The 17,370-nt window shown below is 69.7% G+C and carries 19 protein-coding genes; 5 read left to right on the forward strand and 14 right to left on the reverse strand.

Annotation, left to right across the window (positions count from 1 at the left end):
* The 7 genes from QH290_RS04105 to QH290_RS04135 form a co-directional block, all read right to left on the reverse strand.
* On the reverse strand, window positions 1–198 hold a 198-nt coding region (locus tag QH290_RS04105), incomplete at its 3' end, for an acetyl-coenzyme A synthetase N-terminal domain-containing protein (RefSeq protein WP_280382033.1).
* Window positions 199–310: 112 nt separating this feature from the next.
* Window positions 311–1,939: a solute symporter family protein gene (locus QH290_RS04110; RefSeq protein ID WP_280269264.1), complete on the reverse strand. Its 1,629-nt coding sequence runs from the start codon at window positions 1,937–1,939 to the stop codon at window positions 311–313.
* A complete protein-coding gene (locus QH290_RS04115) occupies window positions 1,936–2,292 on the reverse strand; it encodes a DUF485 domain-containing protein (RefSeq protein WP_280269263.1) in 357 nt (118 codons plus the stop codon). The genes QH290_RS04110 and QH290_RS04115 overlap by 4 nt, the downstream gene beginning before the upstream one ends.
* A 157-nt stretch (window positions 2,293–2,449) precedes the next feature.
* A complete protein-coding gene (locus tag QH290_RS04120) occupies window positions 2,450–4,201 on the reverse strand; it encodes a sodium/solute symporter (RefSeq protein ID WP_280382010.1) in 1,752 nt (583 codons plus the stop codon).
* Between the two features lie 78 nt (window positions 4,202–4,279).
* Window positions 4,280–4,648: a hypothetical protein gene (locus QH290_RS04125; protein ID WP_280382011.1), complete on the reverse strand. Its 369-nt coding sequence runs from the start codon at window positions 4,646–4,648 to the stop codon at window positions 4,280–4,282.
* Window positions 4,645–5,418: a LytR/AlgR family response regulator transcription factor gene (locus QH290_RS04130; protein WP_425301868.1), complete on the reverse strand. Its 774-nt coding sequence runs from the start codon at window positions 5,416–5,418 to the stop codon at window positions 4,645–4,647. The genes QH290_RS04125 and QH290_RS04130 overlap by 4 nt, the downstream gene beginning before the upstream one ends.
* Window positions 5,419–5,457: 39 nt before the next feature.
* Window positions 5,458–6,645, reverse strand: a complete 1,188-nt coding sequence (locus tag QH290_RS04135) for a histidine kinase (RefSeq protein ID WP_280382012.1) — start codon at window positions 6,643–6,645, stop codon at window positions 5,458–5,460.
* 328 nt (window positions 6,646–6,973) lie between these two features.
* On the opposite strand from QH290_RS04135, the gene QH290_RS04140 reads away from it, so the two are divergent.
* A complete protein-coding gene (locus QH290_RS04140) occupies window positions 6,974–8,215 on the forward strand; it encodes an oxygenase MpaB family protein (RefSeq protein ID WP_280269258.1) in 1,242 nt (413 codons plus the stop codon).
* 24 nt (window positions 8,216–8,239) lie between these two features.
* Here QH290_RS04140 and QH290_RS04145 read toward each other — a convergent pair whose 3' ends face one another.
* On the reverse strand, window positions 8,240–9,259 hold the full coding sequence (locus QH290_RS04145) for an AraC family transcriptional regulator (protein ID WP_280269257.1): 1,020 nt from the start codon (window positions 9,257–9,259) through the stop codon (window positions 8,240–8,242).
* 147 nt (window positions 9,260–9,406) lie between these two features.
* On the reverse strand, window positions 9,407–10,624 hold the full coding sequence (locus QH290_RS04150) for a hypothetical protein (RefSeq protein WP_280382013.1): 1,218 nt from the start codon (window positions 10,622–10,624) through the stop codon (window positions 9,407–9,409).
* 97 nt (window positions 10,625–10,721) lie between these two features.
* On the opposite strand from QH290_RS04150, the gene QH290_RS04155 reads away from it, so the two are divergent.
* Together QH290_RS04155 and QH290_RS04160 are read left to right on the forward strand one after the other, a co-directional pair.
* Window positions 10,722–11,417: a TetR/AcrR family transcriptional regulator gene (locus tag QH290_RS04155; protein WP_280269255.1), complete on the forward strand. Its 696-nt coding sequence runs from the start codon at window positions 10,722–10,724 to the stop codon at window positions 11,415–11,417.
* Between the two features lie 120 nt (window positions 11,418–11,537).
* The gene (locus tag QH290_RS04160; RefSeq protein ID WP_280382014.1) at window positions 11,538–11,834 is read left to right on the forward strand and encodes a hypothetical protein; all 297 of its coding nucleotides are present in this window, start codon (window positions 11,538–11,540) and stop codon (window positions 11,832–11,834) included.
* A gap of 226 nt (window positions 11,835–12,060) precedes the next feature.
* Here the strand turns inward: QH290_RS04160 and QH290_RS04165 are convergent, their stop codons facing one another.
* From QH290_RS04165 to QH290_RS04180, 4 genes are all read right to left on the reverse strand, one after another.
* Entirely contained in the window at window positions 12,061–12,534 is a 474-nt protein-coding gene (locus tag QH290_RS04165; protein WP_280269253.1) for a DUF5994 family protein, read from the reverse strand.
* Window positions 12,531–13,550, reverse strand: coding sequence for a glycosyltransferase (locus QH290_RS04170; protein ID WP_280382015.1), 1,020 nt, complete (start codon window positions 13,548–13,550; stop codon window positions 12,531–12,533). The genes QH290_RS04165 and QH290_RS04170 overlap by 4 nt, the downstream gene beginning before the upstream one ends.
* The gene (locus QH290_RS04175) at window positions 13,547–14,755 is read right to left on the reverse strand and encodes a fatty acid desaturase family protein (RefSeq protein ID WP_280269251.1); all 1,209 of its coding nucleotides are present in this window, start codon (window positions 14,753–14,755) and stop codon (window positions 13,547–13,549) included. The genes QH290_RS04170 and QH290_RS04175 overlap by 4 nt, the downstream gene beginning before the upstream one ends.
* A 91-nt stretch (window positions 14,756–14,846) precedes the next feature.
* A complete protein-coding gene (locus tag QH290_RS04180; RefSeq protein ID WP_280382016.1) occupies window positions 14,847–15,077 on the reverse strand; it encodes a hypothetical protein in 231 nt (76 codons plus the stop codon).
* A 98-nt stretch (window positions 15,078–15,175) separates the two neighbouring features.
* Here QH290_RS04180 and QH290_RS04185 point away from each other — a divergent pair, with 98 nt between their 5' ends.
* A complete protein-coding gene (locus QH290_RS04185) occupies window positions 15,176–15,919 on the forward strand; it encodes a TetR/AcrR family transcriptional regulator C-terminal domain-containing protein (protein ID WP_280269249.1) in 744 nt (247 codons plus the stop codon).
* Window positions 15,920–15,955: 36 nt separating this feature from the next.
* Here QH290_RS04185 and QH290_RS04190 read toward each other — a convergent pair whose 3' ends face one another.
* Window positions 15,956–16,717, reverse strand: a complete 762-nt coding sequence (locus QH290_RS04190) for a TetR/AcrR family transcriptional regulator C-terminal domain-containing protein (RefSeq protein WP_280269248.1) — start codon at window positions 16,715–16,717, stop codon at window positions 15,956–15,958.
* 159 nt (window positions 16,718–16,876) lie between these two features.
* Here QH290_RS04190 and QH290_RS04195 point away from each other — a divergent pair, with 159 nt between their 5' ends.
* Window positions 16,877–17,254: a DUF5994 family protein gene (locus tag QH290_RS04195; RefSeq protein ID WP_280382017.1), complete on the forward strand. Its 378-nt coding sequence runs from the start codon at window positions 16,877–16,879 to the stop codon at window positions 17,252–17,254.
* Window positions 17,255–17,370: the final 116 nt, after the last annotated feature.

The following is a 17,370-nucleotide window of genomic DNA, read 5'->3' on the forward strand; positions in this document are numbered from 1 at the left end:
GTCGGCGAACCACCGCGCGAACGGTGCGTCGTCCCAGTCCAGGACACGGGTGAAAGGCTGATGCCAATACAGCCGCCGGGCCTGCTCCGCCCAGAACGCATCCCGGTCGGCAGCGGCCCGGTCGTAGAGAGACGCATCAGCATTGGCAGCAGCAGCGAACTCCGCGGACGGCGGATGGGCCGCCGAGACGGATTCCACTGCCGCGGAACCGAAGTCGTTGCTCTCACGGTCGATGGCTGTGCCGGGCACGTCGAACTCCTATCCCAGACTGATTGTGTAGCAAGCGAATGCGGGCTTCAGGTGGTCGTGGTCAGTGCGCGACGGCCTGCTCCGCGCCCACCCCGGTGAGCGATCGGACCTCCATCTCGGCGGCCTTGCCCGGATCGTCGTCACGGCCGAGCAGGGTGCCGACGATGCCGAGTGCGAATGCCAGTGGGATGGACACGATTCCGGGATTCGACAGCGGGAACCAGTCGAAATCGGCGCCCGGGATCATGGCGGAGGCCGAGCCCGACACCGCGGGAGAGAACACGATCAGCACGATGGTCGAGATCAGTCCGCCATACATGCTCCACAGCGCGCCGGTGGTGTTGAACCGCCGCCAGAACAGCGAGTAGAGGATGGTCGGCAGGTTCGCCGCCGCGGCCACCGCGAAGGCGAGCGCGACCAGGAACGCGATGTTCTGACCGTTGGCGAGGATGCCTAGCCCGATGGCGAGCACGCCGATCACGACCGCGGTGATCCGCGACACCCGGACCTGTTTGGCCTCGTCGACCTTGCCGCGCTTGATGACTCCGGCATAGATGTCGTGCGCGAACGATGTCGCGGCGGTGATCGTCAGACCGGCGACGACCGCGAGAATGGTGGCGAACGCGACCGCGGAGATGACGCCGAGCAGGACCACCCCGCCGAGTTCGAACGCGAGCAAGGGAGCCGCGGAGTTCTGCCCACCGGCCGCGCCCAGGATCCGGTCGGGTCCGACGATGGCCGCGGCACCGTAGCCGAGCACCAGGGTGAACAGGTAGAACGCGCCGATCAGCCCGATCGCCCACACGACCGATCGGCGCGCCTCCTTCGCGGTCGGCACGGTGTAGAACCGCATCAGCACGTGCGGCAGACCCGCCGTGCCCAGAACCAGTGCCAGACCGAGAGATACGAAGTTCAGCTTGGAGGTGGCGCTGCCGCCGTACTGCGCGCCGGGTGCGAGCACATCCCGGGCGGCGACCGCCTTGTTCGCGGAACCGGAGATCGACTCCTGCGCGGAGCGCAGGATGCCGGAGACGTCGAAGCCGAACCGGGTGAGCACCATGACGGTCATCAGCGCCGCACCGGCGATCAGCAGCACCGCCTTGATGATCTGCACCCAGGTGGTGCCCTTCATGCCGCCGATCAGTACATAGGCGATCATGAGCACGCCGACCACGGCGATCACGACGGATTGCCCGGTCTTGCTGGAGATGTCGAGCAGCAGGGCGACCAGGCCGCCCGCGCCCGCCATCTGAGCGAGCAGATAGAACAGCGACACCGCGAGCGTCGTCAGTGCCGCGGCGGTGCGAACCGGCCCCTGCTTCAGCCGGAAGCTCAAGACATCGGCCATGGTGAATTTGCCCGTGTTCCTGAGCATTTCGGCGACCAGCAGCAGCGCGACCAGCCATGCCACCAGGAATCCGATCGAGTACAGGAACCCGTCGTACCCGTACACCGCGATCGCCCCGGCGATGCCGAGAAAGCTTGCGGCGGAAAGATAATCGCCCGCGATGGCGATGCCGTTCTGCGGGCCGGAGAAGCCGCGCCCGCCGGTGAAGTAGTCGGCGGCGGTGCGGGTGTTGCGGCTGGCCCGGATCACCACGACCATGGTGACCGCGACGAACGCGCAGAAGATCGCGATATTCGCGGCCGGGTTGCCCACCGCGGCGGCAGCGGCGTAGTTCTGGTTCACGCCTGCTCTCCTTCGAGCTGCTCGCGGATGGCGGCCGCGCGCGGGTCGAGCTGGTTTCCGGCGAACCGGACGTACAGCCCGGTGATCGCGAAGGTCGAGACGAACTGGGCCAGCCCGAGCAGTAATCCGGTATTGATATCACCGAATACCTCGGTGGCCATGAAGTCGTGGGCGTAGGCGCCGAGCAGCACGTAGACCAGATACCAGAGCAGGAACAGCACGGTCATCGGGAAAACGAAGCGCCGCAACCGGTTTCGAAGTTCCTTGAATTCCGGGCTGTCCTGCACGGCCTGGAACTCCGCGGGGGTCGGTGTCCGCCGCGGCGCCGCGGCGGCAGTATCGACGTCGGTCATCGGGCGTCCTAGCGTGTGATGAGCGTTACCTGTGCGTCGACGCTAACGAGCGACGAGATCGACTACAGCACTGTGGCGGTGGTCACTCGGTGAAGCGGGCCGATCCTGCGGTGAGCGGTCGATCCACCGCGGCGAACGGTCGCGGGGGACCGATCCTTCACCGCGGGCGAAGCGCCCGCTCCCGATCGATCCCCATGCCGAGGCGTTCGGGTGCGTGCATCCGCACGAAGATTCGTCCGACCACGCCCGCATCCTGCCCCCGCGTCGCCAGGCTCACCAGGATCATCGTCGCGAAGGCCAGCGGCACGGTGACCGCCGCCGGATACCCGATCACGGCCGCGGGCCAGCCACCGGCGACCTCGGACGAGAGGCCGCCCGCCACGGAGACCGCAGTGGCGCCGCCCGCCGCGAGACCTCCGACGATCAGCCCCGCCATCGCACCCGCCGCGGTGAGCCGGCGCCACCAGATGCCGAGGGCCAGCAGCGGGCACAGCGTCGAGGCGGCCACCGAGAAGGCCAGCCCCACCGTGCGGGACAGGTCCAGCGAGGCGACGACCACGGACAATGCGAGCGGTACGGCCGCGCCGCCCAGCGCGGCCAGCCGGAAATCGCGGACCCGCCCGCGCAGCACATCGGTGCTGAGCACCCCGGCGATGCTGACCAGCAGGCCCGACGAGGTGGACAGGAACGCGGCCATCGCACCGGCCGCGACCAGCGCCGCCAGCAACTGCCCCGGCAGACTCGACAGCACCGCCCCCGGCAGCAGCACCACCGCCGCGTCGGAGGTCCCGGTGATCAGCAGTTGCGGCACGTACAGCCGCGCGAACACTCCCAGCAGGACGGGGAACAGGTAGAAGACACCCACCAGCCCGATGACCGCGACGGCGGTGTTGCGGGCGCTGCGGCCGTCGGGGTTGGTGTAGAAGCGCACCAGCACGTGCGGCAGGCCCATCGTTCCGAGGAAGGTCGCGACCATGAGCGAATACACTTGGTACAGAGCGTACTTCCCGCCGAACCCGCGCCCCGGCTCGAGCCAGGTGGCGCCGTCGGCGGGTGCACCCGCGACCACCGGAACGGCGCCGCCCGCGTCCACCGCGAGCCGGGTCCCGGCGGCGAACTCGTGCGTTCCCGCGTCGAGTCGCACCGGGCCGTCCACCGCGCGGCCGTCGAGCGTTCCGCTGACCGAGAAGGTCTGGGCCGCCTCGATCTGCACCACGACGTCGGTGGTGATGTCCACCGTGGTGCGTTCGGTGACCACCGGCGGCGCCGGCGCGCCGAGCGGGCGGTCGTCGGCGAAGAAATGCCCGAGCAGCACCAGCGCGGGCAGCGCCACCGCGGTCAGCTTGAGCCAGTACTGGAACGCCTGCACGAGGGTGATCGACCGCATCCCGCCGCCCGCGACGTTGGCGGCGACGATCGCCGCCACCGCCACCGCACCCACCCAGCCGGGCACGCCCAGCAGGATGCGCAGTGTCAGTCCCGCGCCCTGGAACTGCGGAATCAGATAGACGGCGCAGATGAGCACCACCACGAGCGCGGCCAGCCTGCGCAAGCGCACCGAGCCGAGCCGGAATTCGGCGAAGTCGGGCACCGTGTAGGCGCCGGAACGCCGCAGCGGCGCGGCCACGAACAGCAGCAGGGCGAGATATCCGGCGGTGAACCCGACCGGGTACCACAGGGCGTCGGCGCCGAACTTCGCGATCAGGCCCGCGACACCGAGAAACGAAGCGGCCGAAAGATATTCGCCGGAGATCGCCGCCGCGTTCCAGCGCGGGCCGACACTGCGCGAGGCCACCAGGAAGTCGGAGGTGGTGCGGGCCAGCCGCACCCCGTAGGCGCCGATCGCCACCGTCGCCACCGCCGCCACGATCAGCGCGGCCACGGTGAGCACCGGCGTGGCCGTGTTCACCGGATTCCGCCGTCCGGGTCCACGGCACTGCGTCCGGTCAGCGTGCGAGCGCTGCCCGCTCCGATGCCGCGGCCCACGTCAGTCCTCCGTCAGGTCCAGGAAGTCGTTCTCGTTGCGCTCGGCCAGGCGGATGAACAGCCTGCCGACGGCGAACAGCAGGGGGCACGCCATGCCGCCGAGCAGCAACCACGGCAGCCGGATACCGAGCACGGCCGCCGACGCCACGGCATCGATGGTGAACAGCGCGGGCAGCACACCCAGCACCGCCACGGCGATCAGGCCCATCCGCAACGCCAGACCCAGCTGGGCGCGGATGAGCCCGCCGATGAGCGCGGCCCCGATCTCGGTGTGCTCGGCGACCTCGACCCGGGTGTGCACCCGGCGCGCGCCCCGGCGGTCGGCGAGGACCACCCGGCGGCGCACCGGTCGGCGCTGCGGTCCGGTCACCGGTGCGTCCAGGTCTGTCGCGGCCCGTGCACCAGGCGCTGCTTGAGTTCCCGGGCCTGGCGCCGGCTGACGGGCAGCTCCACGGCGGCCGAATCGCCGTCGGCCCGCAGGCATACGAGCGTGGCGTTGCCGACCGTCCGCAGTCCCGTCACCAGCCGTAAGGCCACCAGATATGACCGGTGCACCCGGAGGAACCCGGCCTCGCGCCACCGGGATTCCAGCGCCGACAAGGGGATTCGAACCAGATGCGAGCCCGTCCGGGTATGCAGGCGCGCGTAGTCGCCGTCCGCCTCGACCCAGCCCACCTGCGACCGGTGCACCATCGTCGTCACTCCGCCGAGTTCGACGGGGATCACCTCGTCCGCGTCGTCGCGCACCGGCGACGGTGCACCGGATGCCGCGACGATCCGGCGTACCGCCTCGGAAAGCCGCTGTCGGCGTAGGGGTTTCAGCAGGTAATCCACCGCGCCGAGATCGAATGCCGAGACGGCGCGGTCGTCGTGTGCGGTCACGAACACCACGGCGGGGGGAACGGCGAACTCCGACAGGATTCCGGCCAGCTCGATACCGTCCAATCCGGGCATGTTGATGTCCAGGAACACCGCGTCGATATCGTGCGCGCGCAGCAGCCGCAGGGCGGTCGTCGCATCGCTCGCACCGTACAGCTCGCCGATCTCGGGTTGCTCGCGCAGCAGATAGACCAACTCGTCGAGAGCCGGTTTCTCGTCATCCACCGCGAGCACGCGCAGCGCGCCACCCGCCGTACCGATGTCCTGTGTCACAACGAGCACATCCTAAGCCGAGGCCGATCAGGCCCGGATCCCCGCGCGAAATTTGGGGACGCGCAGGCTGACCTTGGTGCCCGCACCCGGGGCGGTGTCGACGATGAGCCCGTAGTCGTTGCCGAAGGCGGCGCGCAGCCGGTCGTCGACGTTGGCCAGCCCGACGTGTGCGGATTCGCGCGATCCCGTCGTGTGGACCGCGTCGAGAACCCCCGACCGCAGCAGGTCGGGATCCATGCCCACGCCGTCGTCCTCGACACTGATCACGCAGTCGGTGCCCGCGTCGGCCGCGACGATGCTGACGGTGCCGCCGCCGGTCCGCTCCCGCAGGCCGTGCCGGACCGCGTTCTCCACCAGGGGCTGCAAGGTGAGGAAGGGCAGCGCCACGCCGAGGGTCTCGGGCGCGATCTGCAGCCGCACCTGCAGCGCGTCGCCGAAGCGGGCCTGCTCCAGCGCGAGATACCGTTCGATATTGCCCAATTCGTCGGCCAGCACCGTGAACTCACCGGCCGCCCGGAACGAGTAGCGGGTGAAATCGGCGAATTCGAGGATGAGGTCGCGGGCGCGGTCCGGGTCGGTGCGCACGAACGACGCGATCGTGTTGAGTGCGTTGTAGATGAAGTGCGGGCTGATCTGCGCGCGCAAGGCCCGCACCTCCGCGCGATCCAGCCGTGCCCGCGACGCATCGAGTTCCGCCAGTTCGAGCTGGCCGCAGGCGTACCGCACCACGTCGGCCACCGCGCCCAGCTGACCCGGCCCCGGCTTTCCGGCCGTCACCACGCCCAGCACGCCCGCGACGCCCGTGCTCTCGATGACCAGCGGTTGCGCGATCACGGTCCGGCCCGCGTGCTCGCCCGCGTCGGGACTCGTGACCAGCACCGCCCGTTCGCCGCCGACAGCCCGCTCCGCCGCGTCGGCGAACGTGGCCCGCAGGTCGGCGTGCGATCCGTCCCACGCCAGCAGGGCACCGGCCGCATCGGTGATGCCCAGCGCGTCGGCCCCCGTGAGCGCCCGCAGGAACGGCGCGGCCTCGCGCGCCGCCTCCTCGGTCAGTCCCCGGCGCAACGGGACAGCGGCCTGCGAGGCGGTGTGCAGCGCCACGTGCACGGCGCGCTCCGCCGGTGTCGTCACCACCCGCCGCGTCCGCAACCACAACAGTCCCCCGCCGACAACCAGCGCCGCCGCCACGACCAGCATCACGACAGCGGCCGTCATCGACTCCCCCGGCCCCGTGGCTGCGATCGCATCTGCCGATTATCGCGCTCGAATCATGCGGGCGATGCCGTCGGACGCGATCACGCTGGCCCACCGAGTCCGGAGGAACGCCGCGCCGGGCCTGGCGCTACCAGGCGCCGACCTCTCTAAGTTATCGCGAGTTCCCAATCAAGATCCTTCGCTCCAGCTGGCTTCGATGAGCTATTGATCAACCATATCGGCCGCATCGTGAATCTCGCGAAAGCCCGGACGCCACCCCTATAGGGGTGTTAAGTTACTCACAATTCTCGCTTGCATCGTGGCGGCGGGACTCGATAGGAGTAGCGACATGGATGGATTCAACAGGCGGCACGTGTTGAAGGCCGGAGGGTTGCTGGGGGCCGTTGGGGCACTGGCGGTGACATCGCCCGCCCGGGCACAGCCGTGGGACTGGTCACCGGAGGGTTCGGTGGCGGGTAGCGGCCCCGGAGCCGACCCGATGGGGGTGTGGGACCCCGAATCCGACCGACTGGTGGCGTCGGTGCTCGATCGGGGCGACGCGCCCCGGGTCAACGACCTGCTGAAAACCTGGACCAAGAACAGTCAGCCCCTGCCCGCCGGACTCCCGGCGGACGTGCGCGACTTCGTGGAGTCCGCCAGGCAGCTTCCGCCGTGGACCGATCGCGCCAAACTGGCCGCCGCGGTGGAGTTCAACGAGAAGCGGGGCACCTACCTGGGCATTCTCTACGCGATGGCCAGCGGCATGATGAGCACGGTCATCCCGAAGGAGGCACGGGCGGTCTACTACTCCAAGGGCGGCCACGATCTGAAGGACCGCATCGCCAAGACCGCGAAACTCGGCTACGACATCGGAACCCCGAACGCCTACGCCCCCGACGGCGAGATGATCGTGACCTGCGTGAAAACCAGGCTGGCGCATTCCGGGGTGCGCCACCTGCTGCCCTCGTCACCGCACTGGTCCTACATCGCCGACGAGGACGTCCCTATCAGCCAGCACGACATGATGGTCACCTGGCACAGCCTGTCCACCACCATCATGCGGAACCTGACCGCGTGGAGGGTGCCCATTCCGACCGCGGAATCCGAAGGCTACCTCCACATTTGGCAGCTGTGCGCGCACCTGCTCGGCATCCGGGACGAATACATCCCCAACTCGTGGACCGAGGCCGACGCGCAGGCCACACAGGTCCTGGATCCGGTGCTGGCGCCCACCCCGGAGGGTGTCAACCTGGCCGACCGGCTCCTGCGCCTGGGCGCGAACCTCGACCTCACCCTGCTCAGCAAGCCCATCCTGGGCGCCTTCACCCGCTTCGTACTCGGCGACAAGATCGCCGACTGGCTCGCCATACCCAGGGAACCGGTGTGGAGCCCGCTGCTGCAGGTGAGCTGGGGGCCGTTCATCGCCGTGCGCGAGGGCGTGCTCGGCGCCGTCCCACCCGCCCAGGAAGCCTATTGGCTGTTCGACGAATTCCTGCGCCAGTTCACCCTCTACTACGCGGCCGAACTGCGCATGCCGATCAGCATCCAGATCCCGCTGATGAACCGCAATATGAGCGAACCACCGCGCTGAGGGCCGTCCATCCCGCGTACCACCTCACGGTCGCCGGTTCGTGCGGGCGAACTGCCCGGGGGTCTGCCCGTTGCGATCGCGGAATGCCGCGGTGAACGCCGAGGTGCTGGCATAGCCGAGCCGACCGGCGACCGTGTCGATGGTGAAGCCCGCGGCCAGCAGGTCCTTGGCCAGGGCGCAGGTCGTCTCGCACACCAGATCGCGAAATGTGGTGCCCTCCTCGGCGAGTCGCCGGCGCAGGGTGCGGACGCTCATGTGCAGCTCGGCGGCGATCGTCGCCTGATCCAGGACCCGGCCGTGGCGCAGCAGCAGGGCGCGCACCTGTCCCGACAGGCCGATCCGGGCGCGGCGGCGTTCGATCGTCTCGGCGCACAGCCGCTCGTACTGCCGCCGCAGGATCGTATTCGCCTGCGGCATCGGGCGATCCAGGTCGGACGCGTTCAGGATCAGCACGGTGGCGGGCTTGCCGAAGACGATGGTTCTGATGCCCAGCAGCGTCCCGACCGCCTCGTAGACCGGCGCGTAGGGCAGCGATACCTCCAGGCGCTGGACGGGGACGTCCCAGTTCAGCAGTTCCCGCTGCACCGTGCGCAGCAGTGCCAGGTCCCGCTCGAGCGCGAACCGGCGCACCGGGGCGGGCACGGCGGACTCGTCCAGTGTCACCAGCACCTGCGAGCCCGAGTCGATGACCGACACGCGGGTGTAGGCGAAGGACAGCTCGGAGTAGCGCGCCCAGAGCCCGGCCATCTCCCGCACCGTGGCACAGCTGCTCAGCGCGATGCCCAGGTGGCCCAGCATCGACAGGTGGATCGCGATGCCCGCCAGCAGGCCCAGGCCCGCCTCGTCTCCGGCCGCGGTGAGGATGTTCTGCGCGATCAGGAATTCCTGGGCCAGGTCGATCTCGGCGTCGACGTCGTCCAGATCGCTGTCCCCCAATCCGGTGCCCGCCAGTGCCGCGGATCTGGACATCGGTCGGTTATCGGCCAGCTCCAGCAGTACCGCGGCGCTGTGTACCGAGCGCACACACCATGAGTCGTCGGGCATGCCGCCGATGATCGCTGATAGCGGGTTATCTTCGGCGCGGTTGGGCAATTATTCAGCTATCAATGGGCGGTTCGGGCGTGTCGATCGGGCTTCCCGGCACCGGCGGTTGGCCGATTTCCGCAGGGGCGTGGCCGCCGCCGGTTCCGGTCAACAGATATCGGCCTCGATATCGGCGGGGAGCACCTGTTCGGTCAGCAGGCGGCGTACCCGCGCGTGCCGATCGGTGGAGTCTAGCCAGGAGCGCAGGATCCGCCAGCCGTGGTAATAGCCGAGCACGTACACGCCCATGCCGGGAGCCCGCAGCGACTGGAGCATCGCGGCCACCTCGCCCTCGTCGTAGAGCGCCCAGCGCATGAGATACGCCGCCAACTCGGCGTCGGGGCGGCCCTCGGCCGCCAGCAGAGCCGCATTGCCCCAGACACCCCACAGCGTGTTCTTGACGTCGTGGATGGTGGCGAAATCGCTGTAGTCGCGCGGAATACCTTCGGCGGCAAGGATATTCGTTGTCAGCCACTCCTGCGCCTCGGCACCCGGGAAGATGACCGATTCGGCGTGCAGGCCCAGGCCCTCGCCGAGGGCGAAGGCCGGAGACAGCATGAACCGCACCTGTTGTTCGCGGCGGCCCTGCCCGTCCACGAGATGGATCTCCTTCAGCATCGACTCGGCGATGTGCCCCGGATGACATTCGTGCGCAACCAGATACAGCAGGTCCGCCAGGTTGAACGGGATGCTCGTATTGACGTGTAGGGTCGACCTCAGCCCGCCGTCGTAGGCCCCGGCACCCCAGAAGTGCGTGCCCGACACCAGGCGGCAACCGACGACCTCGTTCGCGGGCAACGAGACGACGGTGGCATCGGTGCGGGCGCGGCATTCGGCGATCGCCTTGTCCAGGATCGCCGGAAGCCGCCGCTGCACACGGTCCGCGGCCAGCGTGTGCGCCGCCTGCCAGGCATGCAGCCGCTCGGCGAGCGCGCCGCGCCCGGTCGGCAACGCGGTGTCGAGCCGCTCGTGCGCGTGCTCGAACTGCGACTCCGGCACCCAGCCCGCGGCCATTCCCAGGCATTCGCGCGCGTAGTCGGGCAGCGCGAACTCCGCGCCGCCGTGCCGTCGCGCCACCGCGCGCATGGCCCGCAGCTGCGCCGCCACATAACGCGAGCGACGCGGATCGAAGGGCAGCTCGTCCAGCAGCCGGTCGGCGTCGTCCGCCAGGCGTCCTGCCGGGACCGGTTCCTCGGTGGCGACCTGCCGACTCCACTCCGTCGGCCCCTGGTAGACGAGCACGGTCCCCCCGGCGCCGCGGGTCACTTCCCGATCGAGCCGCAGGGCCAGCAGTGCGTAGTCACGCAGCCATTCCTCTTCGTTCATCGCCGAGGTCTCCTTCCTCACTCCGGGCTTCCGGCGAGCCGACACCGCTAAGCTAGCCGTACGATTTTCCGTACAGTGCACGGAAGGAGCAGGACCGATGCCCCGGCCGTCCCGAGCCCTCTGGCTGCGCGACCAGCCCGACCGCAAGCCCCGGCTGTCCCGGGAACGGATCGTCGCGGCCGCGGTGGAGCTGCTGGACGCCGAGGGCGTGGACGGATTCTCCATGCGCCGCTTGGCCGCCCGCCTGAACGCGGGCACGATGTCGCTCTACTCCTACGTCGACACCAGAGACGACGTGCTCGACCTGGCCGTGGACGCCGCGATCGCCGAGATCGACCCGGATGCCCCCGACACCCCGGACTCCTGGCGTGCCTACCTCGCCGAGCAGCTGTCACAGAGCCGGGCGGTCATGCGCCGCCATCCCTGGATCCTCACCCTGACCGCCGACCGCCCGCTGCTCGGCCCGCACGCGCTCGCGCGGTCCGAGCGCTTCTACGCCACCGTCGCGCGGACCGGGCTCCGCGGACCGGCGCTGCTGGCCGCGGTGGGCGCGCTGAGTTCCTACGTCAACGGATTCGTCGCTTCCGAGAACGTCTGGCGCGCAACGGTTCGCGACGCCGACGACGAGACCGAGCTGCGCCGCGACGCCCAGTCCCATATCGACAGCCAGGCCGATCGCTATCCGACGCTGTCCGCCCACGCGCAGCTCGAATTCTCCGATTTCGACGCGTCGTTCGCCCTCGGACTGAAGATCGTCCTGGACGGTATCGAGGCCCAGCTCCCCGGCGACTGACCAACACGATGCGCACCCGGCCGCATCCGATGGGGGCACCCTTCCCGGGACCGGTCCCGCGCGCCCCTGCCTACTCTCGGCCGCGCAGTGCCCGCGAGGCGAAATCCCAGAGGAGATCTCATGATGCGAATCCGTACCGCGATGGCGTATTCCCTTGCCGCAGTGGCGTTCTGGTCCGCGGCGGCGACCGGCGTGGCGGCAGCGAACGGCCTGGCGGTCGAACCGCCGCCACGCGATCCCGCCACACTGATCGCACCGGTCCCCATAGCCGGAGCCGGAGATATCGCGTCCGGCTCGGGCAATCGCCAGGGCTTCGACCCCGGCCCGTACCCGAACCTCGAGGAATGCGAGCGAGCCCGGGCCCGCTACTACGACCCGTCCCAGCTCGAATGCGTCCCGGTCCGCGGCAATCGCTGATCCTTCGATCGGTCCCCGGCCGGGCGCCCGGGGGCGGCGCCGCCCCCGAAAAAGCACCGGGCCACCGGCAATTCGGTCGCGGCGCCCCCCCCCCAAGCCGCCCGGGCCCGCGCAAACCGCTCACCCTCCGCGCGCCCCCCGCCGGGGCGCGGGGCCCCGTCGCAGCACCGGAAATCGCTCCGGGACACCGGAAATGCGGTCGCGTCGCACCCCGACGAGCCGCCGATCAGCGCACTCGCCGATCCGAGTCGGACCTCTCGTTGGCCCGCTCTGCCGCCCGATGGCGGGCCCTGAGCCACGCACCGGCGTAGGCTCCGGCCTCGCGTTCGGAATCCCAGCGCGGCTGGGCCGCGACCATGTCGGCGTCGGCGACCGGGGTGATGAGCCGGAGCGTCAGCGTGGCGTCGGGGGCGGCTCCGAGGATGTCGAGGGTGCGGGCGGGCATGTGCCGGTAGCCCTCGAGCCGGAGCGGATGCCCGCCGCTGTCCATTTCCCTTGGTGCGTTGGACCATTCGTCGACGTGGTAGTGCACGCACCGAATCGGGCCGAAGCCCGGTCTGAGCGCCGCGAGCAGGTCGGTGAGTTCCGCGGCGAGGTCGCGGCTGTGCGGCCACCAGACCCCGTCGGCATCTCCGGTCCCGGCGGGATTCAGTTCGAGCCGCAGCCGATGGGGCGAGACCGGCCGCCGACCCCCGGTCACGTTCGCCCCCACAGCTCGCGGGCCAGTTGCCGAGCCTGCTGCTGGGTGGAGATCAGCGCGAGTGTCGCTTCGGCGCCCTGGTTCTCGTTGCTGCCGGTGGGCTCCAGCCCGTCGGAGCAGCCGTTGCTGTCCGGGTCGAGCAACGGGGTGCCGATATCGTTGATGCCGCGAAACCAGGCCTCGCACAACATGATCGCGTCCGCCCATCGGCGCTCGCCGGTGTCGCGATACGCGCGGGCGCACGCATCGGCCAGGGTGGCCACCTCGATGGGCTGCTGGTCGAAGCCGGGGCGCGGCTCCCCCGTCTCCCAGCCGTCGATCGGCGTGACGGACAGGTGGTCGCCGCGCGTCTCGGTCTCGAGCAGCCAGCGCAGCATCGCCAGCCCGTCGGCGCGCGTGCGTTCCCGGCCGGGTAGCGCGCCGACCGCGAGCAGCGCCTCGGCGAGTACGGCGTTGGCGTAGTGCAGCCGCGGTTCGGGCCACCGCCAGTCGAGCCGGCGGGTCGGCGGGCCGATCACCTCGGCGGCGTCGATCAATACCTCACGCGCGCGGCGGTCGTCCGGAAATGCGCGCAGGATCTCGGACGCGCCCACCGCGGCGAAGGCCATCGCGCGGGCCGACACCGACCGCCGCTGCGCACCGATCATGAACCGCGCCAGCGCCGTCGCGGCCAGATCGGGCCTGCGGGCGGCGACGGTGCCGAGTGCCCACAGCGCACGGCCCCAGTGGTCCTCGACGCTCGGCTCGTCCTGCCAGGCCCGGTCCGCCCCGCATCGGTTGTGGCAGCGCCCATCCGGAGCGACCGCATCGACGACGAAGTCGAAATACACCCGGGTGAGATCGAGCAGCTGCCGGGTCGGCTCGGGCTCGCGGACGGCGACGACGAGGGCGCGCGCGACATCGTCGACGCAGTAACCGTTCTCGGCGCGGGGTTCGGCGAGCCTGGCGTGCTCGACGATGCCGTAGTCGTCGCTGAGCCGGGACATGTGCGCGTAGGAGATGTCGATCGTGTTCATGCGCTCACCATCGTGCGCAGCGCCGAGCGCAGCCCCTGACGGGCCGGACCGGCGGCGGCTTCGTCACCGAATGCGTTGTAGCCCTGGAATTTTCGCTCCGAGGCCGTTTCGGGTGCGTCGTCGGCGGTCGCGGTCAGCAGACCGTCCGGCAGGGCCAGCTTGTGAATCGTGCGCAGGGTCAGCAGGTATTGGCGCAGCAGCGGGCCGGTGGTGTACGGCAGGTCGTATTTGTCGCACAGGGCCCGCACGCGCTGGGCGATCTCGGCGTAGCGGTTGCTGGGCAGGTCCGGGAAGAGATGGTGTTCGATCTGGTGGCACAGGTTGCCGCTCAGGAACGCCAGCACCGGTCCGGCGTCGAAGTTGGCGGTGCCCAGCATCTGCCGCAGATACCATTCGGCCTTGGTCTCGTGCTCGAGGACCGCGGGCGTGAATTTCTCCGCGCCGTCGGGGAAGTGGCCGCAGAAGATCACCAGGTAGGCCCAGAGGTTGCGCAGCGTGTTGGCCGTCGCGTCGGCGGCCAGCGTGCGACGCCAGCGCCGCCCGCTCAGGGCGGGGAACAGCACGTAATCCTTACCGGCCTGCCGGACGATCTTCTTGATCAGCGCCTTGGTCTGCGCGGCCTTTCCCTGGGCCGTGGCCGCGCGGTCGCGTTCGGAGTACAGGTCGTGCAGGGCGATCCCCCACTCGAAGGTGGCCGCCAGCAACAGGTTCTGCAGCGGTTGCAGCAGCAGCCGCGGCCGCCACGGCTGATCGCGGGTCACGCGCATCACGCCGAAGCCGACATCGTCGTCCATGCCGAGCACGTTCGTGTACACGTGATGGCGGAAGTTGTGGGAGTAGCGCCACTGTGCCGACACCCCGGCCATATCCCATTCCCAAGTGCTGGAATGGATTTCCGGATCGTTCATCCAATCCCATTGGCCGTGGCCGACATTGTGGCCGAGCTCCATGTTCTCGATGCTCTTGGCCACCGCCAGCCCGGCGGTCCCCAGCGTCCAGCCGATCTTGCCCCGGCTCAGCCCGAGGACCAGCCGGGAGGCAGCGTCCAGTGCCCGCTGAAAGGCGATCGTGCGCCGGATGTAGAGCGCGTCCCGCGTGCCGCGCCGGTCCTCGATGTCGCGGCGGATCGCGTCGAGTTCGCGCCCGAGGGCCTCGATATCGGCGGGACTCAGGTGCGCGTAGACACCGACTTCGGTGATTGCCATAGTTCCTACCCTCGAGTTCCTGGGTGTTGTGCCGTGGCCGAACCGATACCGATGGCCGATGCGAATGCGCCTGTGCGCGTGAAGGAGTCGGTCAGCGCTTGAACGCCTGCCTGGCTCGGTCGATGGCGCCCCGGGCTCGATGCCCGAGACTCTCCGTCCGGCGGCTGCCGTCTCCGGCCGCGGTGCCGAAGAGCTTGTCCAGGTTCGCCTTCGCCGCCTGAAGCTGGTGGGTGATCTTGTTCTCGATGGCCATCGGAATGGTCCCGTCCCCGGATGCGCGGTGTGGCCGCGGCCGGCCGAAGCGGCCGACCGGTCGACGCATGAACCGGTTATGACTACAGCCTAGGCGCTCATACACCGTCTGTCTACAGTGTAGTATTACACCGTTGCACAACGGCAGACGAACAGGCGGCACCGCGGATGAACGACACGAGAGCAGGCCCGTTCGACACCCCCGATCCACCGGGCCGCCACCGCGGCGGCCGCGGCGCTCATCCGCTGACCCGCGCGGTGATACTGGCCGCGGCGCTCGAGATCATCGACCGCGACGACGTCGACCGCCTGTCGATGCGACGCCTCGGCAAGCGGTTGGGCCGCGATCCGATGGTGCTCTACCGGCACGCGGCCAACAAGGCCGCGCTCCTCGACGGCGTCACCGAGTTCGTCCTCGAACAACTGACCATCGATGCCACCGACCCCGACTGGCGCCACCAGCTGCGCGTCGTCGCCCGGGACTTCCGGCGGCTGGCCGTGGCGCACCCGCACGTCGTGCCGCTGCTGGTCACCCGGCAGCTGGCCACCCCGCTCGGGCTGCGGCCGCTGGGCACCCTGCGCCCGGTGGAACACATCCTGGAACTACTCGCTCGCGCCGACTTCAGCGGCAGCGACGCCCTGCACATCTATCGTGCCCTGTTCGGATTTCTGTACGGGCATGTACTCAACGAGCTGCAGGAAATCGTCGAACAACCGGAGGAGACCGACGACCTGCTGCGGCTCGGGCTACACCACCTACCGATCGGCGAGTTCCCGCTGCTCCGCGGGCTCGCCCCGCAGCTCGCCGCCTACAACGGCGCCGCGGAACTCGAACGCGGCCTCGACATCCTGCTCACCGGCCTCGCCAGGACCATCACCCCGGCCGCGCGGGGATGGCGGGACCGGCGCTGAGGCCGCGCACACCATCATCGGCTGCCCGTGAGCGCGTTACCGCGGCGCCGGTGCGTCATCCGGCCCGGGCAGCGATGCGTCGCCGGGCTCGAGCGGCGGGGTTTCGCCAGGCCCGGGCAGTGTCGCCGCGAGACCGGCCAGCAGGATGTCGAGGCCCCGCTCGAGCTCCGCGGCGCCGTCATAGGCCGCCAGCACCGACGCCAGGTTCCGCACCAGCGGGAACTCGCCGATCGGCAGCCGATACAGCCCGAGCCTGAGCAGGTCGTCGGTCTCCTCCGGGCGTTCCACAATTTCTTGCAATTCGTTGAGCACGTGCCCGTACAGGAACCCGAACAGCGCCCGATAGATGTGCAACGCGTCGACCTCGGTGTACCCGACGCGCATGAGCAGCGCGAGCATGTCCTCGAGCGGCCGCACCATCGCCGGCGGGCGCTGCCCCAGCGGGGTCGCCAGCGGCCGGGTGACCAGCAGCGGCACCACCCGCGGATGCGCCAGGGCGAGCCGCCGGAACTCGCGGGCGACACTGCGCACCTGAGCGACCCAGTCGGAGGCCGCGGGGTCGACCGACAGCCGCCCGAACACGATCTCGGCGACGCCGTCGAGCACCGCGGCCTTGTTCGGCACGTGCCGGTAGATCACCATCGGATCGCGGCCCACCGCTTCGGCCAGCCGGCGCATCGACAACGCGTCGACGCCGTCGCGGTCGACGATCTCGAGCGCCGCATCCAGGACCGCCGCCCGCGTCACGGGGCTGTCCCGGCGGCCGGGGCCCTTCCGGTTGTTCGACGATGCAGCCATCACAGACCGACTCCGTTCCTCAGGTGCACGAGTGTAGATCTACAACGTTGACACACGAGGGTATCCGGCGTCTACTGGAGGCAACCGACACAGGGAGCACCATCATGGCGCCACCGGCAGACCGCACGGCACCGCGCCCCGCCCGACTACACCCCCCGATTGCGGCTGAAGCCGGAAAGCGACGGATACATCGACGGCGCCTGGTGGCCGCGATCCGACCAGCTCACCACCGAACTGCCCGGCCTGCTGACCTTCCTGGGAATCCGGATGGGCCCCGTGCGCCGCGTCGTGTACGACGAAACCAGCTGGGCGCCCGCACCCCGCCGAATGACCGTCGGCTATCACGAGGTCCAACTCGACGCCTACCCGTTCGAGGCGGGCAACACCATGTACCTCTTCGGCAGCAACAACGCCATGCTCGTGCTGCAGGTCGTCCCCTCGGCCACCGATTATTACAGCGCCCGCTCCACCCTCATCGCCGCCGCAGCGACCCGGAAACCGTCGTCGCCGACGATCGAGAAAGCGGCAGGATCATGACTCGCCTCACCGTGGGCAGAGCCCCCAGTCCGCCCCCGAGTCGCGGACAACCCTTCACAGCGATCTGATCACCGCCGTCGAGCCGCGGCTGGGCCAGGTCGCGCGCATCGACTTCG

Origin of the sequence: Nocardia wallacei (genome assembly GCF_029869545.1) — a bacterium.
In the GTDB taxonomy this organism is placed as follows: Bacteria; Actinomycetota; Actinomycetes; order Mycobacteriales; family Mycobacteriaceae; genus Nocardia; species Nocardia wallacei_A.